The 16,769-nt window shown below is 64.2% G+C and carries 15 protein-coding genes; 8 read left to right on the top strand and 7 right to left on the bottom strand.

What is annotated here, in order from left to right:
• The first annotated feature begins 1 nt into the window (after window position 1).
• The 3 genes from HDIA_RS09585 to HDIA_RS09575 are packed head-to-tail and all read left to right on the top strand — an operon-like array spanning window position 2 to window position 2,697.
• Window positions 2-1,147 (top strand): branched-chain amino acid ABC transporter permease, encoded by a 1,146-nt coding sequence (locus HDIA_RS09585; protein ID WP_099555962.1) that lies wholly within the window; start codon window positions 2-4, stop codon window positions 1,145-1,147.
• Window positions 1,148-1,159: 12 nt separating this feature from the next.
• Entirely contained in the window at window positions 1,160-1,951 is a 792-nt protein-coding gene (locus HDIA_RS09580) for an ABC transporter ATP-binding protein (RefSeq protein WP_245884221.1), read from the top strand.
• Window positions 1,948-2,697 (top strand): ABC transporter ATP-binding protein, encoded by a 750-nt coding sequence (locus HDIA_RS09575; RefSeq protein ID WP_099555961.1) that lies wholly within the window; start codon window positions 1,948-1,950, stop codon window positions 2,695-2,697. Before HDIA_RS09580 ends, HDIA_RS09575 begins: the two co-directional genes overlap by 4 nt.
• A gap of 87 nt (window positions 2,698-2,784) precedes the next feature.
• Here the strand turns inward: HDIA_RS09575 and HDIA_RS09570 are convergent, their stop codons facing one another.
• Window positions 2,785-3,648, bottom strand: a complete 864-nt coding sequence (locus HDIA_RS09570; RefSeq protein WP_099555960.1) for an NAD(P)-dependent oxidoreductase — start codon at window positions 3,646-3,648, stop codon at window positions 2,785-2,787.
• 360 nt (window positions 3,649-4,008) lie between these two features.
• On the opposite strand from HDIA_RS09570, the gene HDIA_RS09565 reads away from it, so the two are divergent.
• Entirely contained in the window at window positions 4,009-4,794 is a 786-nt protein-coding gene (locus HDIA_RS09565) for an NAD kinase (RefSeq protein ID WP_099555959.1), read from the top strand.
• Between the two features lie 213 nt (window positions 4,795-5,007).
• Window positions 5,008-5,511, top strand: a complete 504-nt coding sequence (locus HDIA_RS09560) for an Hpt domain-containing protein (protein WP_099555958.1) — start codon at window positions 5,008-5,010, stop codon at window positions 5,509-5,511.
• Window positions 5,512-5,685: 174 nt separating this feature from the next.
• Here the strand turns inward: HDIA_RS09560 and HDIA_RS09555 are convergent, their stop codons facing one another.
• From HDIA_RS09555 to HDIA_RS09540, 4 genes are all read right to left on the bottom strand, one after another.
• Complete coding sequence (locus HDIA_RS09555) at window positions 5,686-6,963, bottom strand: DUF2336 domain-containing protein (RefSeq protein WP_157775453.1); 1,278 nt, start codon at window positions 6,961-6,963, stop codon at window positions 5,686-5,688.
• A gap of 152 nt (window positions 6,964-7,115) precedes the next feature.
• The gene (locus HDIA_RS09550) at window positions 7,116-8,243 is read right to left on the bottom strand and encodes a transglycosylase SLT domain-containing protein (protein ID WP_099555956.1); all 1,128 of its coding nucleotides are present in this window, start codon (window positions 8,241-8,243) and stop codon (window positions 7,116-7,118) included.
• Window positions 8,244-8,501: 258 nt separating this feature from the next.
• Window positions 8,502-9,104: a flavin reductase family protein gene (locus HDIA_RS09545; RefSeq protein WP_099555955.1), complete on the bottom strand. Its 603-nt coding sequence runs from the start codon at window positions 9,102-9,104 to the stop codon at window positions 8,502-8,504.
• Window positions 9,104-9,676, bottom strand: coding sequence for a nitroreductase family protein (locus HDIA_RS09540; RefSeq protein WP_099555954.1), 573 nt, complete (start codon window positions 9,674-9,676; stop codon window positions 9,104-9,106). The genes HDIA_RS09545 and HDIA_RS09540 overlap by 1 nt, the downstream gene beginning before the upstream one ends.
• Before the next feature lie 211 nt (window positions 9,677-9,887).
• Here HDIA_RS09540 and HDIA_RS09535 point away from each other — a divergent pair, with 211 nt between their 5' ends.
• Entirely contained in the window at window positions 9,888-11,180 is a 1,293-nt protein-coding gene (locus tag HDIA_RS09535) for a hypothetical protein (RefSeq protein WP_157775451.1), read from the top strand.
• A gap of 102 nt (window positions 11,181-11,282) precedes the next feature.
• On the opposite strand, the gene thrS is transcribed toward HDIA_RS09535, so the two are convergent.
• The gene (gene thrS, locus HDIA_RS09530) at window positions 11,283-13,241 is read right to left on the bottom strand and encodes a threonine--tRNA ligase (protein ID WP_099555952.1); all 1,959 of its coding nucleotides are present in this window, start codon (window positions 13,239-13,241) and stop codon (window positions 11,283-11,285) included.
• Between the two features lie 233 nt (window positions 13,242-13,474).
• On the opposite strand from thrS, the gene HDIA_RS09525 reads away from it, so the two are divergent.
• Window positions 13,475-14,293 carry a BglII/BstYI family type II restriction endonuclease gene (locus tag HDIA_RS09525; protein ID WP_245884220.1) on the top strand — a complete coding sequence of 273 codons (819 nt, stop codon included), beginning with the start codon at window positions 13,475-13,477 and terminating at the stop codon, window positions 14,291-14,293.
• 38 nt (window positions 14,294-14,331) lie between these two features.
• On the opposite strand, the gene HDIA_RS09520 is transcribed toward HDIA_RS09525, so the two are convergent.
• Window positions 14,332-14,982 carry an MT-A70 family methyltransferase gene (locus tag HDIA_RS09520; RefSeq protein WP_245884219.1) on the bottom strand — a complete coding sequence of 217 codons (651 nt, stop codon included), beginning with the start codon at window positions 14,980-14,982 and terminating at the stop codon, window positions 14,332-14,334.
• Window positions 14,983-15,350: 368 nt separating this feature from the next.
• Here HDIA_RS09520 and HDIA_RS09515 point away from each other — a divergent pair, with 368 nt between their 5' ends.
• Window positions 15,351-16,757, top strand: a complete 1,407-nt coding sequence (locus HDIA_RS09515) for an MFS transporter (RefSeq protein WP_173796211.1) — start codon at window positions 15,351-15,353, stop codon at window positions 16,755-16,757.
• Window positions 16,758-16,769: the final 12 nt, after the last annotated feature.

Genomic DNA, 16,769 nt, shown 5'->3' with positions numbered 1-16,769 from the left:
CATGACGCTCAATTCCCAGTTCAGCGCCAAGGATCTGACCCTCCTCGGCATCTTCTCGCTGGTCGTGCTGACGATGCCGATCTGGCTCGATCCGATCGGGGCCTCCTATCCGGACCTGCTGCAGCGACTTTGCATCTATGCGATCTTCGCGATCGGCTTCAACATCCTGTTCGGCCTGACCGGCTACCTCAGCTTCGGCCATGCCGCTTTCCTCGGCGTCGGGTCCTACACGGCGGTCTGGTCCTTCAAGCTGCTGTCGATGGAGGGCATCCCAGCCGTCCTTCTTGCCATCGCAGTGTCGGGGGCCTTCGCCGCCGCCATCGGATACATCAGCCTGCGCCGTTCGGGCATCTACTTCTCCATCCTGACGCTCGCCTTTGCGCAGATGTGCTACAATCTCGCCTACTCGGTGCTGACACCGATCACCAACGGCGAGACTGGCCTGCAGCTGTCGCTTCGCGATCCTCGCGTCATCGACCGGATGTTCTCCGAAGCCGGATCGGGACTGCCGACGACGACCTTCCTCGGCCTCGACATGAACGGCTACACGGGCTTCTACGTCTGCGCGGTCATTCTCATCCTGGCCTTCTTCCTGTCGCAGCGTATCGCCGGCTCGCCCTTCGGCATGATGCTCAAGGGCATCAAGTCGAACCAGACCCGGATGAACTACATTGGCTTCTCGACCCGGCCCTATGCGCTTGCGGCCTTCGTGATCTCGGGCATGTATGCCGGTCTTGCCGGCGGTCTTCTCGCCGTGGCGGACCCGCTGGCGGGCGCGGAGCGCATGCAGTGGACCGCATCGGGCGAAGTCGTCCTGATGACCATCCTCGGCGGCGTTGGCACGCTGGTCGGCCCGGTCATCGGCGCCTGGCTGATCAAATACTGCGAGAACATCTTCTCTGCCTTCAACGAGCATGTGCTGAACCAGGTCTTCTCCTTCCTGCCTGACAGCGTGAAGGAAACCGTGGTCGGCATCGCCAGCAACTTCGTCGGCGAAGGCTGGCACCTGACCCTCGGCCTCATCTTCGTCCTGGTCGTGGTCTTCCTGCCGGGCGGCATCGTCGAGGGCGCCATGCGGCTGACCAGCCTCTTCCGCAGCAATCGTGGCAAGGGCCGCCGTGCGGTCGGCGCCCAGCCGGCCGAATAAGGAGGTGAGCCGATGAACGCTCCCATCAAGCAGACAGAAATGCGCGACAACGTCGTGCTGCATGTGGCGGATGTGCACAAGACCTTCGGCGGCCTGCATGCGCTCGCCGACATCGATCTTGCGATCGAGGAAGGCAAGACCCACGCGATCATCGGGCCGAACGGCGCCGGCAAGTCGACGCTGCTCAACGTGATCGTCGGCCGTCTCGCCCCGACGCGCGGCGCCGTGGTCTTCGACGGCAAGGTGCTGACCGGCATGGCGCCCTACCAGATCAACCAGGTCGGGATTGCCCGCGTCTTCCAGACGCCGGAAATCTTTCCCGATCTGTCGGTGCTGCAGAACGTCATGGCGCCGGCTTTTGCCAAGCGCGACGGCGCCTTCCGGCTCAATGCGCTGACGTCCTTCGATTCGGAGAAGGCGATCCGCGAGGAGGCCGAGCATCTCATCGAAGACGTCAACCTGACGGCCCGCAAACACAGCCACGCGGGCAGCCTGTCGCGCGGCGACAAGCGGCGCATGGAGCTTGCCATGTGCCTCATCCAGCATCCGCGCCTGTTGCTTCTCGACGAGCCGACCGCCGGCATGTCGCGCGCCGACACCAACGCGACCGTCGACCTGCTCAAGAAGATCAAGGAGCGCGGCATGACGAAGATCATCATCGAGCACGACATGCACGTGGTCTTCTCGCTCGCCGACAAGATCAGCGTCCTCGCCCAGGGCCGCATCATCTGCGAGGGCCTGCCGGACGAAGTGCGCGGCGATCCGCGCGTGCAGGAAGCCTATCTCGGAGGAACGCACGTATGAGCGCCGTCATGCAACAGCAGCAAGGCGCGGCGACGCGCACCGACCCGTTTCTGCAGGTCAAGGACATCCACGCCTACTATGGCGAGAGCTATGTGGTGCAAGGCGTCTCCTTCGATATCGCCGAGGGCGAGATCCTGGCCCTTCTCGGCCGCAACGGCGCCGGCAAGACGTCCACGTTCCGCACCCTCGCGCGGCTCGACAATCCGACGCTGACCGATGGCGAAATCTGGTTCAACGGCCTGCCGCTGCACAAGATGAGCTCCTGGCAGGCGGCCCGGGCCGGCATCCAGTTGGTGCCGGAAGACCGGCGCATCATTCCGGGGCTGACGGTGGAGGAAAACCTCCAGCTTGCCCTCGTGGCACCGGGGCACGGCTGGCCGATCGAGCGCGTCTATGAAAGCTTCCCGCGCCTCGGCGAACGCCGCAAGCAGGAAGGCGTCACGCTTTCGGGCGGAGAGCAGCAGATGCTGGCGATCGCCCGTGCGCTCGTCCGCGACGTGAAGCTGCTCCTCCTCGACGAGCCCTACGAAGGACTTGCGCCCGTCATCGTGCAGGAGATCGAGCGCATCCTGCACGGCATCCGCGAGCTTGGCATCACGACGATCATCGTCGAACAGAACGCCATCGCGGCGCTGCGCCTGTCGGACCGTGCGGTCATCCTCGACACCGGCGAAGTGGCCTTTGAAGGCAGTGCCAAAGAGGTGCTCGAGAACGCCGATCTCAGGCAGCAGTATCTCGCCGTCTGAACAGGCACGCGAGAGGGCGGACGCCTTGAGGTGCCCGCCTTTTCCTTTTGCCATTTACCGTGGCGGCCAATCTGGCTCGCCGGCGGATCAGCGTCGATACAGCTTCACGACGGCGCTCATGTGGTCGCTACCGTAGCCAGCCTCACCGGCCGCGCGGTAGACATCGAGCGTCGCCTTCGTGAGCGGCGCAAGGCGCCCGCCCCCGGCAGCCTCCAGGGAATAGCCGAGATCCTTGGCAACGAGATCGACCGGGAATAACGGCGCGAAGCGGTCGCTCAGCATCATCTCGGCGGCCACTTTCGCGGCGGGTGCGCAGACCGGTGTCGCCCCGATGATCGTGAGAGCTTGCGACGGGTCCAGCCCCTCGCTGCGCAGCGTTTCCGTCAGTTCGGCCATCGCCGCCACCTGGAGGCCCAGAAGCGTGTTGACCGCCAGCTTCACCGCCATGCCGGCCCCGGCAGGACCCGCATGATGGAGCGCCGATCCGGTGCCGAGCAACACCTTTTCGGCGCGCGCCACGCACTCCGCCTCACCGCCCGCAAAGAAGATCAGGGCCTTGGCCTCGGCCTGAGGCCGCGATCCTGCCAGCGGTGCGTCGACGAAATCGATCCCGGCCTCGCCGCAAGCGGCCGCCAGCATCCGCGTCCACTCAAGGCTCAAGGTCGAGCACTCGACCGCCAACGCATTGCCGGACATGCCGGCCAGCGCGCCCGTCTCGGGGTCTGTCCATATCGCGCGCGAGGCATCGTCGTCACGCACCATGGCGATCACAACATCGGCCCCCTCCGCTGCCGCCCTCGGCGTTGCCGCGACGCTTGCGCCCAGCGCCGCAAGCGGTTCAGCCTTCTGCGGATCGCGGTTCCAGACCGTCAGGTCGTTCCCGGCCTCGATCAGATTGGCCGCCATGCGCGCGCCCATGGCGCCAAGACCCAGAAATGCAATGCGCGTCATGTCGATATCTCCATGTCATTCACCGGGAAAAAAGGCACGCCGCGATTCCCTCTGGACGTCGCATGCATCGGCGATGAGGGCCTTGGCGGATCGCATGCGCCACCCTCCAAACGGCCCCGGCCGCCTGCCTGCGAAACATCGGTCCGGCATGTCGCTGCGGCCCCGATGCCCGTCCCGAGTTTGCCCAATAATGCAGGTTGGCGCTCAAGTCGAACGGAAGCTGATCAAGATGAGGTGAACTGCGGACAAGCCGAAAGCGATCGCAGGGCGACAATCTTCCCCTTTGACTTTTCAAGCCCTTTTGGGTCTTGCTAGCGCGGCCGGCATTCAATGTGCCACGGGGATGGAAAGAGGACCTGGATGAGCGAGCAGGCGGGAGACATCGTCGAAAAGATCGCGTTTGTTGCAAGCCGCGCGCCTGACGCCATCGAGGCCAAGAAAGCCCTGGAAGCCAAATATGGAGGCGTGCCGCCCGAGGAGGCCACCGTTATCGTCGCGCTCGGCGGCGACGGGCTGATGCTGCAGACCCTCCACGACTTCATGAACACCAACAAGCCGATCTACGGAATGAACCGCGGGTCCGTCGGCTTTCTCATGAACGAGTTCAGCCTCGACAATCTGCACGAGCGGCTTGCGGCGTCCTCGATCACGGCCATTCACCCGCTGATCCTCAACGCCGTCGACATGCATGGCGTCCACCATCAGGCGAAGGCCATCAACGAGGTGGCCCTTCTGAGGCAGATCTATCAGGCAGCCAAGCTGAAGGTGATGGTGGACGACAAGGTGCGGCTGCCGGAACTGATCTGCGACGGCATCCTCGTCGCGACGCCGGCCGGGTCCACGGCCTACAACCTTTCGGCCCACGGCCCGATCCTGCCGATCTACGCGCCCCTGCTTGCCCTGACGCCGATCAGCCCGTTCCGGCCGAGGCGCTGGCGCGGTGCTCTCTTGCCCAACCGTTCGCGCGTCGAGATCGAAATTCTCGAACCTGAGAAGCGTCCGGTGAGCGCGGTCGCCGACCACACCGAAATCCGGCGCGTGAAGAACGTGAAGGTGCACGAGGACGGCAAGCAGAAGAGCCTCATTCTTTTCGATCGCGACCACAGTTGGGACGAGCGCATTCTGAACGAGCAGTTCGGCGCCTGACCGGAGCGGGCTCTTTCTTGCCCTGCCCCCCATCGCACCGGATGCCGTCTGACACCCCCAGGTAGCCGTTAAGGATGCTTTGCCCGGCAACCCGCCTGCCGCCGGCAGCGCAAGGTTTTGTTTACGATACGACTTAGACAGCTATTAAGCTACGGCTGCTAGCCTCACCCAACTTGAACAGGGGGGCGGCTACGGTCGCCGTATGGCATCGATATGGGTCAGACAGCCGAGCAGATGGAAATCATTCCCCCGCAGGTCGACCTGCGCAGGAAAGTCCGCGTCTTGCCGACCAAGGCAGGTGTCGATGACGCCGTCGCGCGGGCGGAGGCGGCCATCAAGAAGCTGTCGACCAGTTTCAACGTCTGGATCGAGGACGAAATCGACCAGATCGACAGTGCCTGGGAAACGCTCCAGAGCGCGGGCCTCGACGATGACGAGGCCTGCCAGACCTTCTATCGACGGGCGCATGATCTCAGGGGCCTCGCCCTCACCCTCGGCTTTCCTCTCGCCGGGCAGGTCGCCGCCAGCCTGTGCTTGCTGTTCGAGGAATTGCCTTCGCCGACCATGATCCCGGAATTGCTGGTCCGACAGCATGTCGAGGCCATCCGCGCCATCGTGCGTGAGAATGCGCGGGAAGAAAACGACCGCATCGGCGCCGCTCTCGCGGAAAAGCTGCTCGAGGTCACCCGCGAGTTCATCCAGGCCAAGAAGAACTAGGACGTTTCCTTCTTCACAGGGCACGACATGCTCTGAGAGCCTGGTTGGACACGGATCCGGACGGGAAACCGGTCCCCGCCGCCGATCAGGTTGGGGAGATGCGTTCTCCGTCCGAGGCTCGGAGCAACTTCAAACAGCCAGTGCCGGGCGACGTCCGGACCTCCATGCCCGCCTTCAGGCCGCAATCACGTCCGGTGCGGGCAGCGACGCGATGACACCCGGCGTCACGGAAATCGTCCTCGGGCGTGCCTCGTCGTCCACGACGGCCGCCGCGATGGCCGCAACCGCGGCATCGTCGCGCGTCATGCGCGCAGCGTGGAGTCTCGCCGCCTCGCGCGCGGCCTCCGTTTCCAGCCGACGCAGCATGATCAGCAGATCATCCAGATCCGACGTCGCGCCGGCCTGATAGCGGGCCAGAATGCGCTCGACCATACGGCGCCTGAAGCGCAGATCGCCGGCCGGCTCCTCGTCGAAGTTGGCCTCGCTCCAGCATTCAAGCGCGGCAATGAAGGCCGGATGGGTGCGCTCGGGCAGTTCGCCCTTGGAGAAGAGCGCGGCAAGGTTGGCCTCGCGCCGTTCGAGCAGGATGGCGAAGACCTTTTCCGCCGGCAGATCGGCCAGATTGGTCAGGGCCGCCTCGAAGAAACGGATATGGCCGAAGCACATGGCGCGGATCAGCAGCGAGGCCGTGAGTTGCCCGCTGGCCCGCAAATGCTCCACGAGGGTCGCCATGTCCTCTTCGTCGGCGCTTGCCAGCAGATTGATGGTCGCACGATCACAGGCATCGCGAACGATTTCCCTGATCTTGCGCTCCGGCACGCCGCCACGCTTGCGGGCGGTCACCCCGACCTCGTCGGCCAGCAGGCGGATCAGCGTCTGGCGAACGCTGAGCGGAACGTCGCGGCGGCGATAGATCGCCTGGCGAACGTCCTGGTGTTCGGCGAAGCGGTCGACAAGCCGTTGATAGGCGCCTGCGGTGATCGCCGCTTTCTCGTTGGCGAGCAGCATCAGGACGGCCGATGGCGGCGCGACTTCGCAAATCGCGGCGCAGACCGGAGCCGAGACGCGGGGCCGGCGGGCAATCGCCGCCTGCGTGAGATCGGGCCCCAGCGCGACGGCGTCGATCAGTTCGCCGTCAAGGAGCAAGGGGGAACGCTCATAGACCGGCTCCGATACGTCCGGATCGTCCTGAGTGAGGGCAAGGATCAGATGACGCGGCGCATTCAGGTGCATCGCCAGCGCTTCGGCGAGAGCGCGGCGCACGTCGGCGCAGGGATCGTCGAGAAGAATGGTCAGAGCGGCTTCGATTTCCTCGCGCTCGGCGTCGGAAAAATGACCATTGAGATAGGCCCGGACGAGCGGCGAGACCGACTGAGCGCGCTCACCATCCCGCGCTTTTGCTATCCACTTCAGATATCGCCGCGAAAGCTCCACGCCCGTACTCCGAAACATCCGCATGACCTACTGCGGTTCGGAACGAGCTTGGCGAAAACTCCTTAAAGATTGGTTCACCACGTTTGGCAACGCGGCGATAACCATGACGCGGCAGCCAGGAAATGCATGCAGCGCGGCGATGCCGGATGCCTTTAAAACGGCGCGTCGGATCAGTCCTGTCCGGTCGCTTCCGGTTTCAGGAACGAGGAGAGGTCGAGCGGGCCGCGCCCCAGGAAGCGTTCCACCGAATTGCGCAACAGCGAAGGTGTCGCCGCAGGCGCTGCCGTGGGCGCAGCAACGGAGGTTTCCGGCGCGCCTGTGGCGGCGGGCTGCGCGGCGGCATCGTCTTCGGCCACCGCCACGGCGAAGAGTCCCGGCGGCATGGCGAAGCCGCGCCAGAAGGCCGAAGCGATCTTGTCCTTGCCTGAGGCCGGGTCATTGCGGAAAAGCGAATCGAAGGCGGCATCCGGATCGGCGGCCTTCCAGCGGCTTCCGAGTGCTGACGGATCGGCGGCTGGCGTACTGGCGTAGCCGAGAACGGCCGTTCCATTGTCCGCCGCCGGCTGGGCGCCGGCCATCGCCATCAGGGCGCGGGTCGGCGTGTCATGCTGCTGGACAAGGCTCTGATAGACGCCGGAGACCGTGCGCGGATTGCGGCCGTTCTCATAGAAGATGGCGGGATTGGCCTTGGCCTGATCCGGAAAGAGGCTGGCGGCCTCCAGATCGGGCGCCTTCTCGGCAAGCTGGATTAGTTTCGACGCGCCCGAAGCGCCGAGAAAATGCGCAATATAGAGTTCACCGTCGCTCGGCGGCCGACCGACACGGGCCTCCAGTTGCTGCGCGTTGTGGCGCGTGAGCGCCCCGGCCATCATGGAGGCGATCTCGGGGTCCTTGCGCAGATCGAGGATTTCCTTGCGCATCTGCGGATTGGCGACGAAATAGTTGCCGTTCGGGGCAATGCCGATCTGGTCGGCATACTGGCCGAGCCCGAGTTCGGCACCCGAGCGCTTCATCGTTTCCATCCAGGTGCTGTCGATGAACTGGAAGAGACCCGTCGCCGAGGACGTCGATGCCTTGGCCTCCGGGTTCATGGACGATTCGCGCTGTGCGGTCTTCAGCAGGTAATCAAAGGATGTGCCGGTGGAGGAGCTTGCCGCATCGAATGCCTGAACAAGGCGTGAATCGAGCCCGTCGGACCCTGAACCGGCGCTCGTTCCGCCAAGACGCGCCGGCCCGATCCGCCCGGCGGCACTCGCCAGGCCGTCCGAGGCATAAAGATCGTTGAAGATCGCTTTCATCCCTGAGCCCCCGGTCCGCGATTTCTCGCCCGCATCAAGACACCGGTTACGCCTCTACGAGACCGTTGCCCGGCACCCGCCTTCGGGCGGTTTGCCGACCACCCGGAAGGCCCGCATAAAGGCCTCTTTCTTCGGGTGCTCCTGATGACTCAAGCATCGTTCAGTTTGGTTAACGGGGTGTTAATTTTGCATTTTGGCAGGGCAATTCATGCCGCGCAGGCCCTTGCCGCGGCAAGATGAAAGGGCAGAAGCGTCGCGTCACGCGCTGGGGCGTTTCATCGAGAAAACCCGGTCGACGACGGCATAATCCTGATAGCCGAGACGTGCGATCGGCCTGATCCGCTCCACGTCGACACGCCCATCCTTCAGCGCCGCCTCGTCGATGTGAATGCCCACCACCTCGCCGAGCACGAGGAAGGCCTTCTGCCGCTTTCCTTCGGCATCGGCAATGGGAATCGTCTGCGTATGGATGCATTCCAGCGCCGCCGGGCTCTCGCCAACGCGCGGAACCGGCACGTTTTGCGAGGCAACCGGCGTCAGGCCGGCAAGTTCGAACTCGTCGACCTCCGGCCCCACGACTGCCGAGGAGGCATTCATGCTTTCACGCAGGGCATCGGTCGCCAGATTGCAGACAAAGGCACCCGTCGCCTCGATGTTGGCGAGCGAATCCTTTCGGCCTGTGCTGGAGAAGCCGACGACATAAGGATTGGTGCTGAAGGCATTGAAGAAGCTGTAAGGGGCGAGATTGCGAACGCCGGACGGCGAGAGCGACGAGATCCAGCCGATCGGCCGCGGCAGGACGAGCGAATAGAAGGGATCGTGCGGCAGGCCGTGATCGTTCTCGCGCGGGTCGTAGAACATCAGCTCTCCTGCCAGTCGGAGACGATCTCGGCAAGGTCGGGACGCGGGCGGTCCTGCGGCGGAACTGTCGACGTGCCGATATGCACGAACCCGGCGAAGCGCTCGCCTTCGCCAGCGCCCAGCATGGCCGACGCCTTGTCGTCATAGACAACCCATTCGGTGAGCCACTGCGCGGCAAAGCCCATGGCGTGGGCGGCGGTGACGAGGTTCATGGCCGCGGCACCGGCCGAAAGCTGCTGCTCCCAGACCGGGATTTTGACGTGCTCGGCGGCGCGGCTGACGACACCGATGACGAGCGGCGCGCGGGAGAAGCGGTTGCGGTCCTCCTGGAGACGGGCCTCGGAGATATTCGGGTCGCGCTGCCTTGCGATGTCGACGAGCTTCTGCCCGACAATTTCGCGCGCCTCGCCCCGGTAAAGGATGAAGCGCCAGGGCGCCAGCTTGCCGTGGTCGGGCACGCGCGAGGCAATGGTCAGCAGGGTCTTGAGCTGCGCGTCGTCGGGCGCCGGTTCGGCCAGAAAGGCTGCGGAGATCGAGCGTCTCGTCGAGAGCAGTTCAATCGCATCGGTCATGAAGACGGTCCTTCGTGAATGGCAGGCAGGGAGCAAGGAGGATGGAGGGCAACCGGGTGGATCCGGCCGGAATGATGTGGGGTGCTCGTGACACATTTGGCCAGAGTCGGGTCATTTCACAAGACCGGACTCCGGCGCTCCTGCCCCTTGCCCGTCCACAGGCTTGCCGACCTTCAGACCGGCTCCGTTCCACGCCGGGCTTGAATTCGCCATGAATATTGCCGATGGGATGTGCTATGCATTCATTGTGACCGCGACAGACATGATCCCCGACCCGACACACGACAGTCACCCCCGCTCCCGGCGCCGCAGAACCTTGCGCCCGGCTGCCGTCGTCTGCGCGGCCCTCGTTGGCCTCAGTGCCTTTTCGACGCTTGCACAGGCCCAGCAAGGCGGTCCCGGCGGTGGGCCCGGTGGCCCCGGCGGCGGTTTCGGGTTCGGCGGTGGTGCAGGTGGCCCCGGGATCGGTGGCCCCGGATTCGGCGCTCCCGGCGCGGGCGGTCCGCCCCCCGGGGCGACTCCCCTGAGCCTCACCCCCGGCTTCGTCAACCCGGGAGACCCGTCGCTGCCGGCCAGCATCCGGCCCGACCAGGTGCCCCCTTCGGCGGCCATTCCGGACAATACGATCGACGGCGCGCTCCCCTATGCTGCGCCGACCGAAGCGCCGATGCCCGGTCTCGACCTCAACCCGATCCGCGCGCCGGAGCTTGTCCTTTCCGCCCACCTGACGGAAGACGGCCCGCCACTGCGCAGCGGCGTCGTCTGGCGCGTGTTTGCGTCCACGCCGAACGCGGAAGGAAAGCTGCCGCTCGTCGCCCGCGCCGAGGGCGGCTCGAACACCTTTTCGCTCGAACCCGGCAGCTATCTGATCCACTGCGATTTCGGCTACGCCTCGACGACGATCCATGCCGATGTCAAGGCCGGGCTGCTGCAGGAGGAAGCCATTCTGAACGCGGGCGGCCTTGAGCTTTCCGCCAAGAATGGCGATGGCGAGCCGATCAAATCGGACAAGCTGCTCTTTGATGTCTACATGACGGACTACAACGAGCTCGGCGAGCGCAGGGTCGTCGCGACGGACGTTCCCGCCGGCGAGATCATCCGCCTGCCGGCCCGCAAGTATCACATCGTCAGCCGCTATGGCGGGGTCAACGCCTCCGTTCGGGCCGATATCGACATCACGGCGGGCAAGCTCACCGAACTGGAACTGGCGCAAAATGCCGCCGAGGTCACGCTCAAGCTCGTCAGCAATTCGGGGGGCGAGGCAATCGCCGATACCCGCTGGTCGATCCTGACGCCGGGCGGCGACATCGTGACCGAAGGCGTCGGCGCCTTCCCGAGTTTCGTGCTGGCAGCGGGCGACTACACCGTCGTCGCCAAGCACGACTCCACCGTCTATTCGCACGACTTCGAGGTGAAGGCTGGCGGCAATGGCGACGTGGAGGTCCTGACCAGCGAGCTCGCCGGGACCGCACCGGAGATCCGACCCGGCTTCGATGCCGAATAGGGCCTGTTGCTTCCGACGGCCGAAATTCACAGAACAAACAAGAAATGCGGAGGCCATTAGCCTTCGCCCTTTTTCGTCTCTTAGGTCCTGTAAAGCCGGTCCTCAGGCTTCGCGAAGGTCCGGCGGAACGGTTTCCTCCAGCACCATGGCCATCGCCTCATCGAGCGACATGGCCTTCGGGTGCTGCGAGCCGAGGCGGCGAACGTTGACGCCGCCCTCTTCCGCCTCGCGCTTGCCGCAAACGAAGATCAGCGGCACCTTGGCGTGGCTATGCTCACGGACCTTGTAGTTGATCTTCTCGTTGCGAAGATCGATCTCGGCCCGGATGCCAGCCTTTTTCAGCCTGGCCGCCACCTCCATCGCGTAGTCGTCGGCCTCCGAGGTGATCGTGGCGACGACGACCTGCATCGGCGAGAGCCAGAGTGGGAAATGGCCGGCGTAGTTCTCGATCAGGATGCCGAGGAAGCGCTCCATCGACCCGCAGATGGCGCGGTGGATCATCACCGGCGTCTTCTTTTCGCTGTCCTTGTCGACATAGAAGGCGCCGAAACGATCCGGCAGGTTGAAGTCCACCTGCGTGGTGCCGCACTGCCATTCGCGGCCGATGGCATCGCGCAAGGTGTATTCGAACTTCGGCCCGTAGAAGGCGCCCTCGCCCGGATTGATACCGGTCTTGATGCGCCCGCCGGATTTTTCCGCGATCTCGTTCAGGACACGGGTCATCACCTCTTCGGCATGATCCCAGAGATCATCCGAGCCGACGCGCTTTTCCGGCCGGGTAGAAAGCTTGACCATGATCTCATCGAAGCCGAAGTGGGAGTAGACCGACAGGATCAGGTCGTTGATCTTGTGGCACTCCTCGGCCATCTGGTCCTCGGTGCAGAAGATGTGCGCGTCATCCTGCGTGAAGCCGCGCACGCGCATCAGACCATGCATCGCACCCGAGGGTTCATAGCGATGGACGGCGCCGAATTCCGCAAGCCGGATAGGCAGATCGCGGTAAGACTTCAAGCCATGCTTGAAGATCTGAACGTGGCCCGGGCAGTTCATCGGCTTCAGGGCAAAGATGCGCTTGTCCTCGGCCTCCTCGCCCGCCGACTGCACGGCGAACATGTTCTCCTTGTACCAGCCCCAGTGACCGGAAATCTCCCAAAGGCTCTTGTCGAGGATCTGCGGCGCGTTCACCTCCTGATAGTCGTCCCTGAGGCGGCGACGCATGTAGGCGACGAGATCCTGGAAGAGCTGCCAGCCCTTCGGATGCCAGAAAACGACGCCCGGTCCTTCTTCCTGGAAGTGGAAGAGGTCCATCTCGCGGCCGAGACGCCGGTGATCGCGCTTTTCGGCCTCCTCCAGCATGTGGAGATAGGCCTTGAGGTCGTTGTCGTTGGCAAAGGCGGTCGCGTAGATGCGGGTCAGCATCGGATTGTTGCTGTCACCGCGCCAATAGGCGCCGGCCACCTTCATCAACTTGAAGGAGTTGCCGATCTTTCCGGTCGAGGTCATGTGCGGACCACGGCAGAGGTCGAGCCACTGGCCCTGACGATAGATCTTGAGGTCCTGGTCTTCCGGGATGGCATCCACCAACTCGACCTTGAACGCCTCGCCGCGCGTCTCGAAGAAGGCACGCGCCTCGTTGCGGCTCCAGACTTCCTTGGTGAAGGCGGCGTCGCGGGCGATGATCTCGCGCATCTTCGCTTCGATCGCCGGCAGGTCGTCCGGCGTGAACGGGCCTTCGGGACGGAAGAAATCGTAGTAGAAGCCGTTCTCGATCACCGGACCGATGGTCACCTGGGTGCCGGGGAAAAGCTCCTGCACGGCCTCGGCCATCACATGCGCCGCGTCATGGCGGATCAATTCGAGCGCGCGCGGATCGTCGCGCGTCACGATCTCGATGCGCGCGCTCTGGCGGATCGGGTCGGCGAGGTCGGCAAGCTGGCCGTCGATGGCCACCGCGACCGCCTTCTTGGCGAGGGATTTTGAAATGCCTGCGGCAATTTCGGTGCCGGTCGTGCCGGCTTCGAACGAGCGCACGGAACCGTCGGGGAAGGTCAATTCGATCATGATCTGCCTTTCTTGCTCACTCCCGCCGACAAGCGCGGGTAAGCGGATAACGTCACCGGGTGGGTGATTAGCGGCAAAGGCGCGGGCTTGTCCAGATCCACTTGACCAATCGACGGCGGGCAGCGCGAAGCGCCGTCTCGCGCCGCACTGTCCCAAAGATCGGATTTCGCTGGATAGTCGGAGGCGGACCTTACGCGGGCCTTGCCGCCCACTGCCTTGCGGCCGACAATCCCATGATGTTCCAGTCGCTCACGGACAAAGGTTTCCAGATTGCCTTCCTCGCGCATGCGAAGGCGATCCTCGGCGTCGACTTTCCCGATGCAATCGCCGATCTGGAAGCGGCGCTCCGTGACCTGTCGATCCCGCTTGTCGAACTGATCGCCTCGGGCGGCGGAGAGACCAAGGGCACGCAGCGGCTGCGCCGGGCTCTAGCAAAACGGGGCTGGATCAAGACGAACTTCAAGATCGAGAAAATCATCAACGGCGTGCCGCGCGAATCGATCTCGCACGAGGTCGACCATGTGCGCAGCTTTCCGGAACGGGGCGTGATCGCGCTGGAGATCGAATGGAACAACAAGGATCCGTTCTTCGACCGCGATCTTGAGAATTTCAAACGGCTTCACGCCGAAGGTGCGATCTCGGTCGGCGTCATCATCACGCGCGGAACCTCGCTGCACGACGGGGTCCAGGATCTCGTCCGACGCTTTGCCGAGCAACACGAAGTCGGCACGATCGAGGACGTGCGCCGCCTCGGATTGACGCCAACGCCGCGTCAGGAGGCAGCGGTCGCGCGGCGCATCAACCATTCCGGCGCAAGCTTCGCCGATGCCTGGTCGCGGATTTTCTGCGCCGACAAATTCGGCCCGGCCACGACGCACTGGCAGAAGCTGGAAGACCGGGTGCACAGAGGCGTTGGCAACCCCTGCCCGCTCCTCCTCATTGGCCTGCCTTCGTCGATCGTCAGCTTCGAGCCCGGCGCTCCGGCGGAGGACGATGCCCCGGTGGAGAGCGATGCCGACTGGCCGGAATTCCGGTTTGATGACGAGAGCTAGGACTTCACTTCAGGCGGCCCATGGCCCGCACGACGGGCCTATTCCGCCGGCTCTCCGACGGCCCGATCCGTCGCAGAATTGTGGGCGTAGGTCTTCCACGTCGGCTCGTAGGTCTCGTCGGCCTGATTGCCCCACACGGCCCAGTCCTTGCGCACGCCTCGCCCGAACATTTCCAGATACGGCCCGGGCGAGCAGGATTCGATCAGCGGATACTGCTCATCGGGCTTGCGGCTGTGCTCGCGCTTGCGGGTGGCGAGATAGTTGACCTGCGTGCGGCCGGGGTCGAGCGTGCGGGCATTCTTGCCCCGCGTTCCGAAGAGCAGCAGTTCGGTGACGTTGCGGAAATAGAAGCCGACGCCGCGACCGTCCGAGCCGCCGTCCTTGCGCACCTTGTGCCAGACGATGTTGGACTTGTAGGTGAAGCCCCAGGCGGAGAGGACGGCGATCCCCTCCGGCAGCAACGCATTCGGCACCCAGAGATAGAGATGCGCCGTCGGCGCGAGGATATCGGCGACAGGTAAGGCCTTGATCTCGTCCAGCGCCATGGTGCCGTAGCGGCTGAGGCGACGGTGCTCCGGCGCGACCTTGCCTGTCCGGTTCATGAATTGCCACGGTGGATCGGCCAGAATCGTCGCAAAGCGTCGCTCGCCTGCAAAGCGCAGCAAATCCTCCGACGCCGAGATGCTCACAGACGACTCTTCTACCGCCACGTTCTTCACCCGCATATCGGGAAATGCAGGCGAATCGGTCGCCGCTCCCTGATCTCCTTCAAACCGTGTTCTCAAGTCTAGGGCATCGAACGAGCGATCCAAACCTTTTCCCCTTCGCTATACCCAGATTGCTGGCGGCACAGCGCAGCAGCAGCCGGCGATATCGATTGTTCATGATATGTTCTCATCATTCTTGCGGCAAGCAAAAATTCTCGCACAATGGTGCCCTGGAGAGGTCTCGACGAAACAGGGTTCGCGGATCATATGAGAAGCGAATTCATATGACTTCCTTATGATCCAGCACCCGCCCCTTCCCCGGGTGCTCCTCACCTGACTTGCAACGGTCCATGCTCGTTCCGCTCATCATTGCCTGCGCGCTTTTTATGGAGAACCTCGACAGTTCGGTCGTCGCGACCTCGCTGCCGGCCATCGCGCGCGATCTCGCCGTCGACCCTATCTCCCTCAAGCTCGCCTTCACGTCCTACCTGCTGTCCATCGCCGTGTTCACGCCGATCTCCGGCTGGTGCGCGGACCGCTACGGCACGCGCCTCGTCTTCCGCTCGGCGATCGTGGTCTTCATTGCCGGATCGATCCTGTGCGGCCTCGTTGGAACGCTGGAAGGTTTCGTCACGGCACGGATCGTTCAGGGGCTCGGCGGCGCGATGATGGTGCCCGTGGGCCGGCTGGTGCTGCTCCGGTCGGTGGCGCGGGCGGACTATGTGCGCGCGCTTTCCTGGCTCACCATCCCGGGCCTGCTCGGACCGGTGATGGGCCCACCGCTCGGCGGCTTCATCACCACCTATTTCGACTGGCGCTACATCTTCTGGGTCAACGTGCCGATCGGGATCGTCGGCTTCATCCTCGTCACGCTTTTCATCCAGGATTTTCGGGACGAGCATGTGCGCCGGCTCGACCGCAAGGGCTTCCTGCTCTCGGGCATCGGCTTGTCCGGCTTCGTCTTCGGCCTAGCCGCAAGCGGCATCGGCATGCTTGACCGCATGCAGGAGGCGGTTCTTGTCGGCGGCGGTGCGGTCTTTATTCTCCTCTACATCCGCCATGCGCTGACGACCGCCAATCCCCTCATCGACCTGAGGCTTCTCAAAACCATCTCCTTCCGCACGGCGATCCTCGGCGGCCTGACGTTCCGCGTCGGCGTCGGCGCCCTGCCTTTTCTGCTGCCCTTGATGTTGCAGCTTGGCTTCGGCCTCACGGCGTTCCAGAGCGGCATGCTGACCTTCGCGTCCGCCGCAGGGGCGATGGCGATGAAGCTTTCGGCGCCACCCATCCTGCGCCGCTTCGGCTTTCGCACGGTCCTTTCGGCAAACGCTCTCATCAGCGCCGGTTTCATTGCGGTGTGTGCGCTGTTCACGCCCGCAACGCCCGGTGCCGTGATCTTTGCGCTGCTGATCGTCGGCGGCTTCTTCCGCTCGCTGCAGTTCACCGCCTTCAACGCCCTCGGCTTTGCCGACGTGGACAGGGACAAGATGAGCCAGGCAACCAGCCTTTCCTCGGTCATGCAGCAGGTGTCGGTGGCGCTCGGCGTGTCGGTCGCGGCCTTCGTCCTCGATGCCGGACGCGATGCGCGCGGCGGCGGGGAACTGGCGCTCAGCGATTTTCACACGGCCTTCGTGGTGGTGTCGATCATCAGCGCGCTCAGCTTCATGCTCGCATTGGCGCTGCCGAAGGATGCGGGCGCCGAGGTCTCCGGCCATCGCATCGGGCCGAAGGAGCCTGCGGTCAAGCCGGCCGAATAGGCCGCGCCCGTT

Source organism: Hartmannibacter diazotrophicus, from assembly GCF_900231165.1.
Taxonomy (GTDB): Bacteria; Pseudomonadota; Alphaproteobacteria; order Rhizobiales; family Pleomorphomonadaceae; genus Hartmannibacter; species Hartmannibacter diazotrophicus.
The sequence above is the reverse complement of the archived record's forward strand: the minus strand, read 5'-3'. Positions and strand labels throughout refer to the sequence as shown.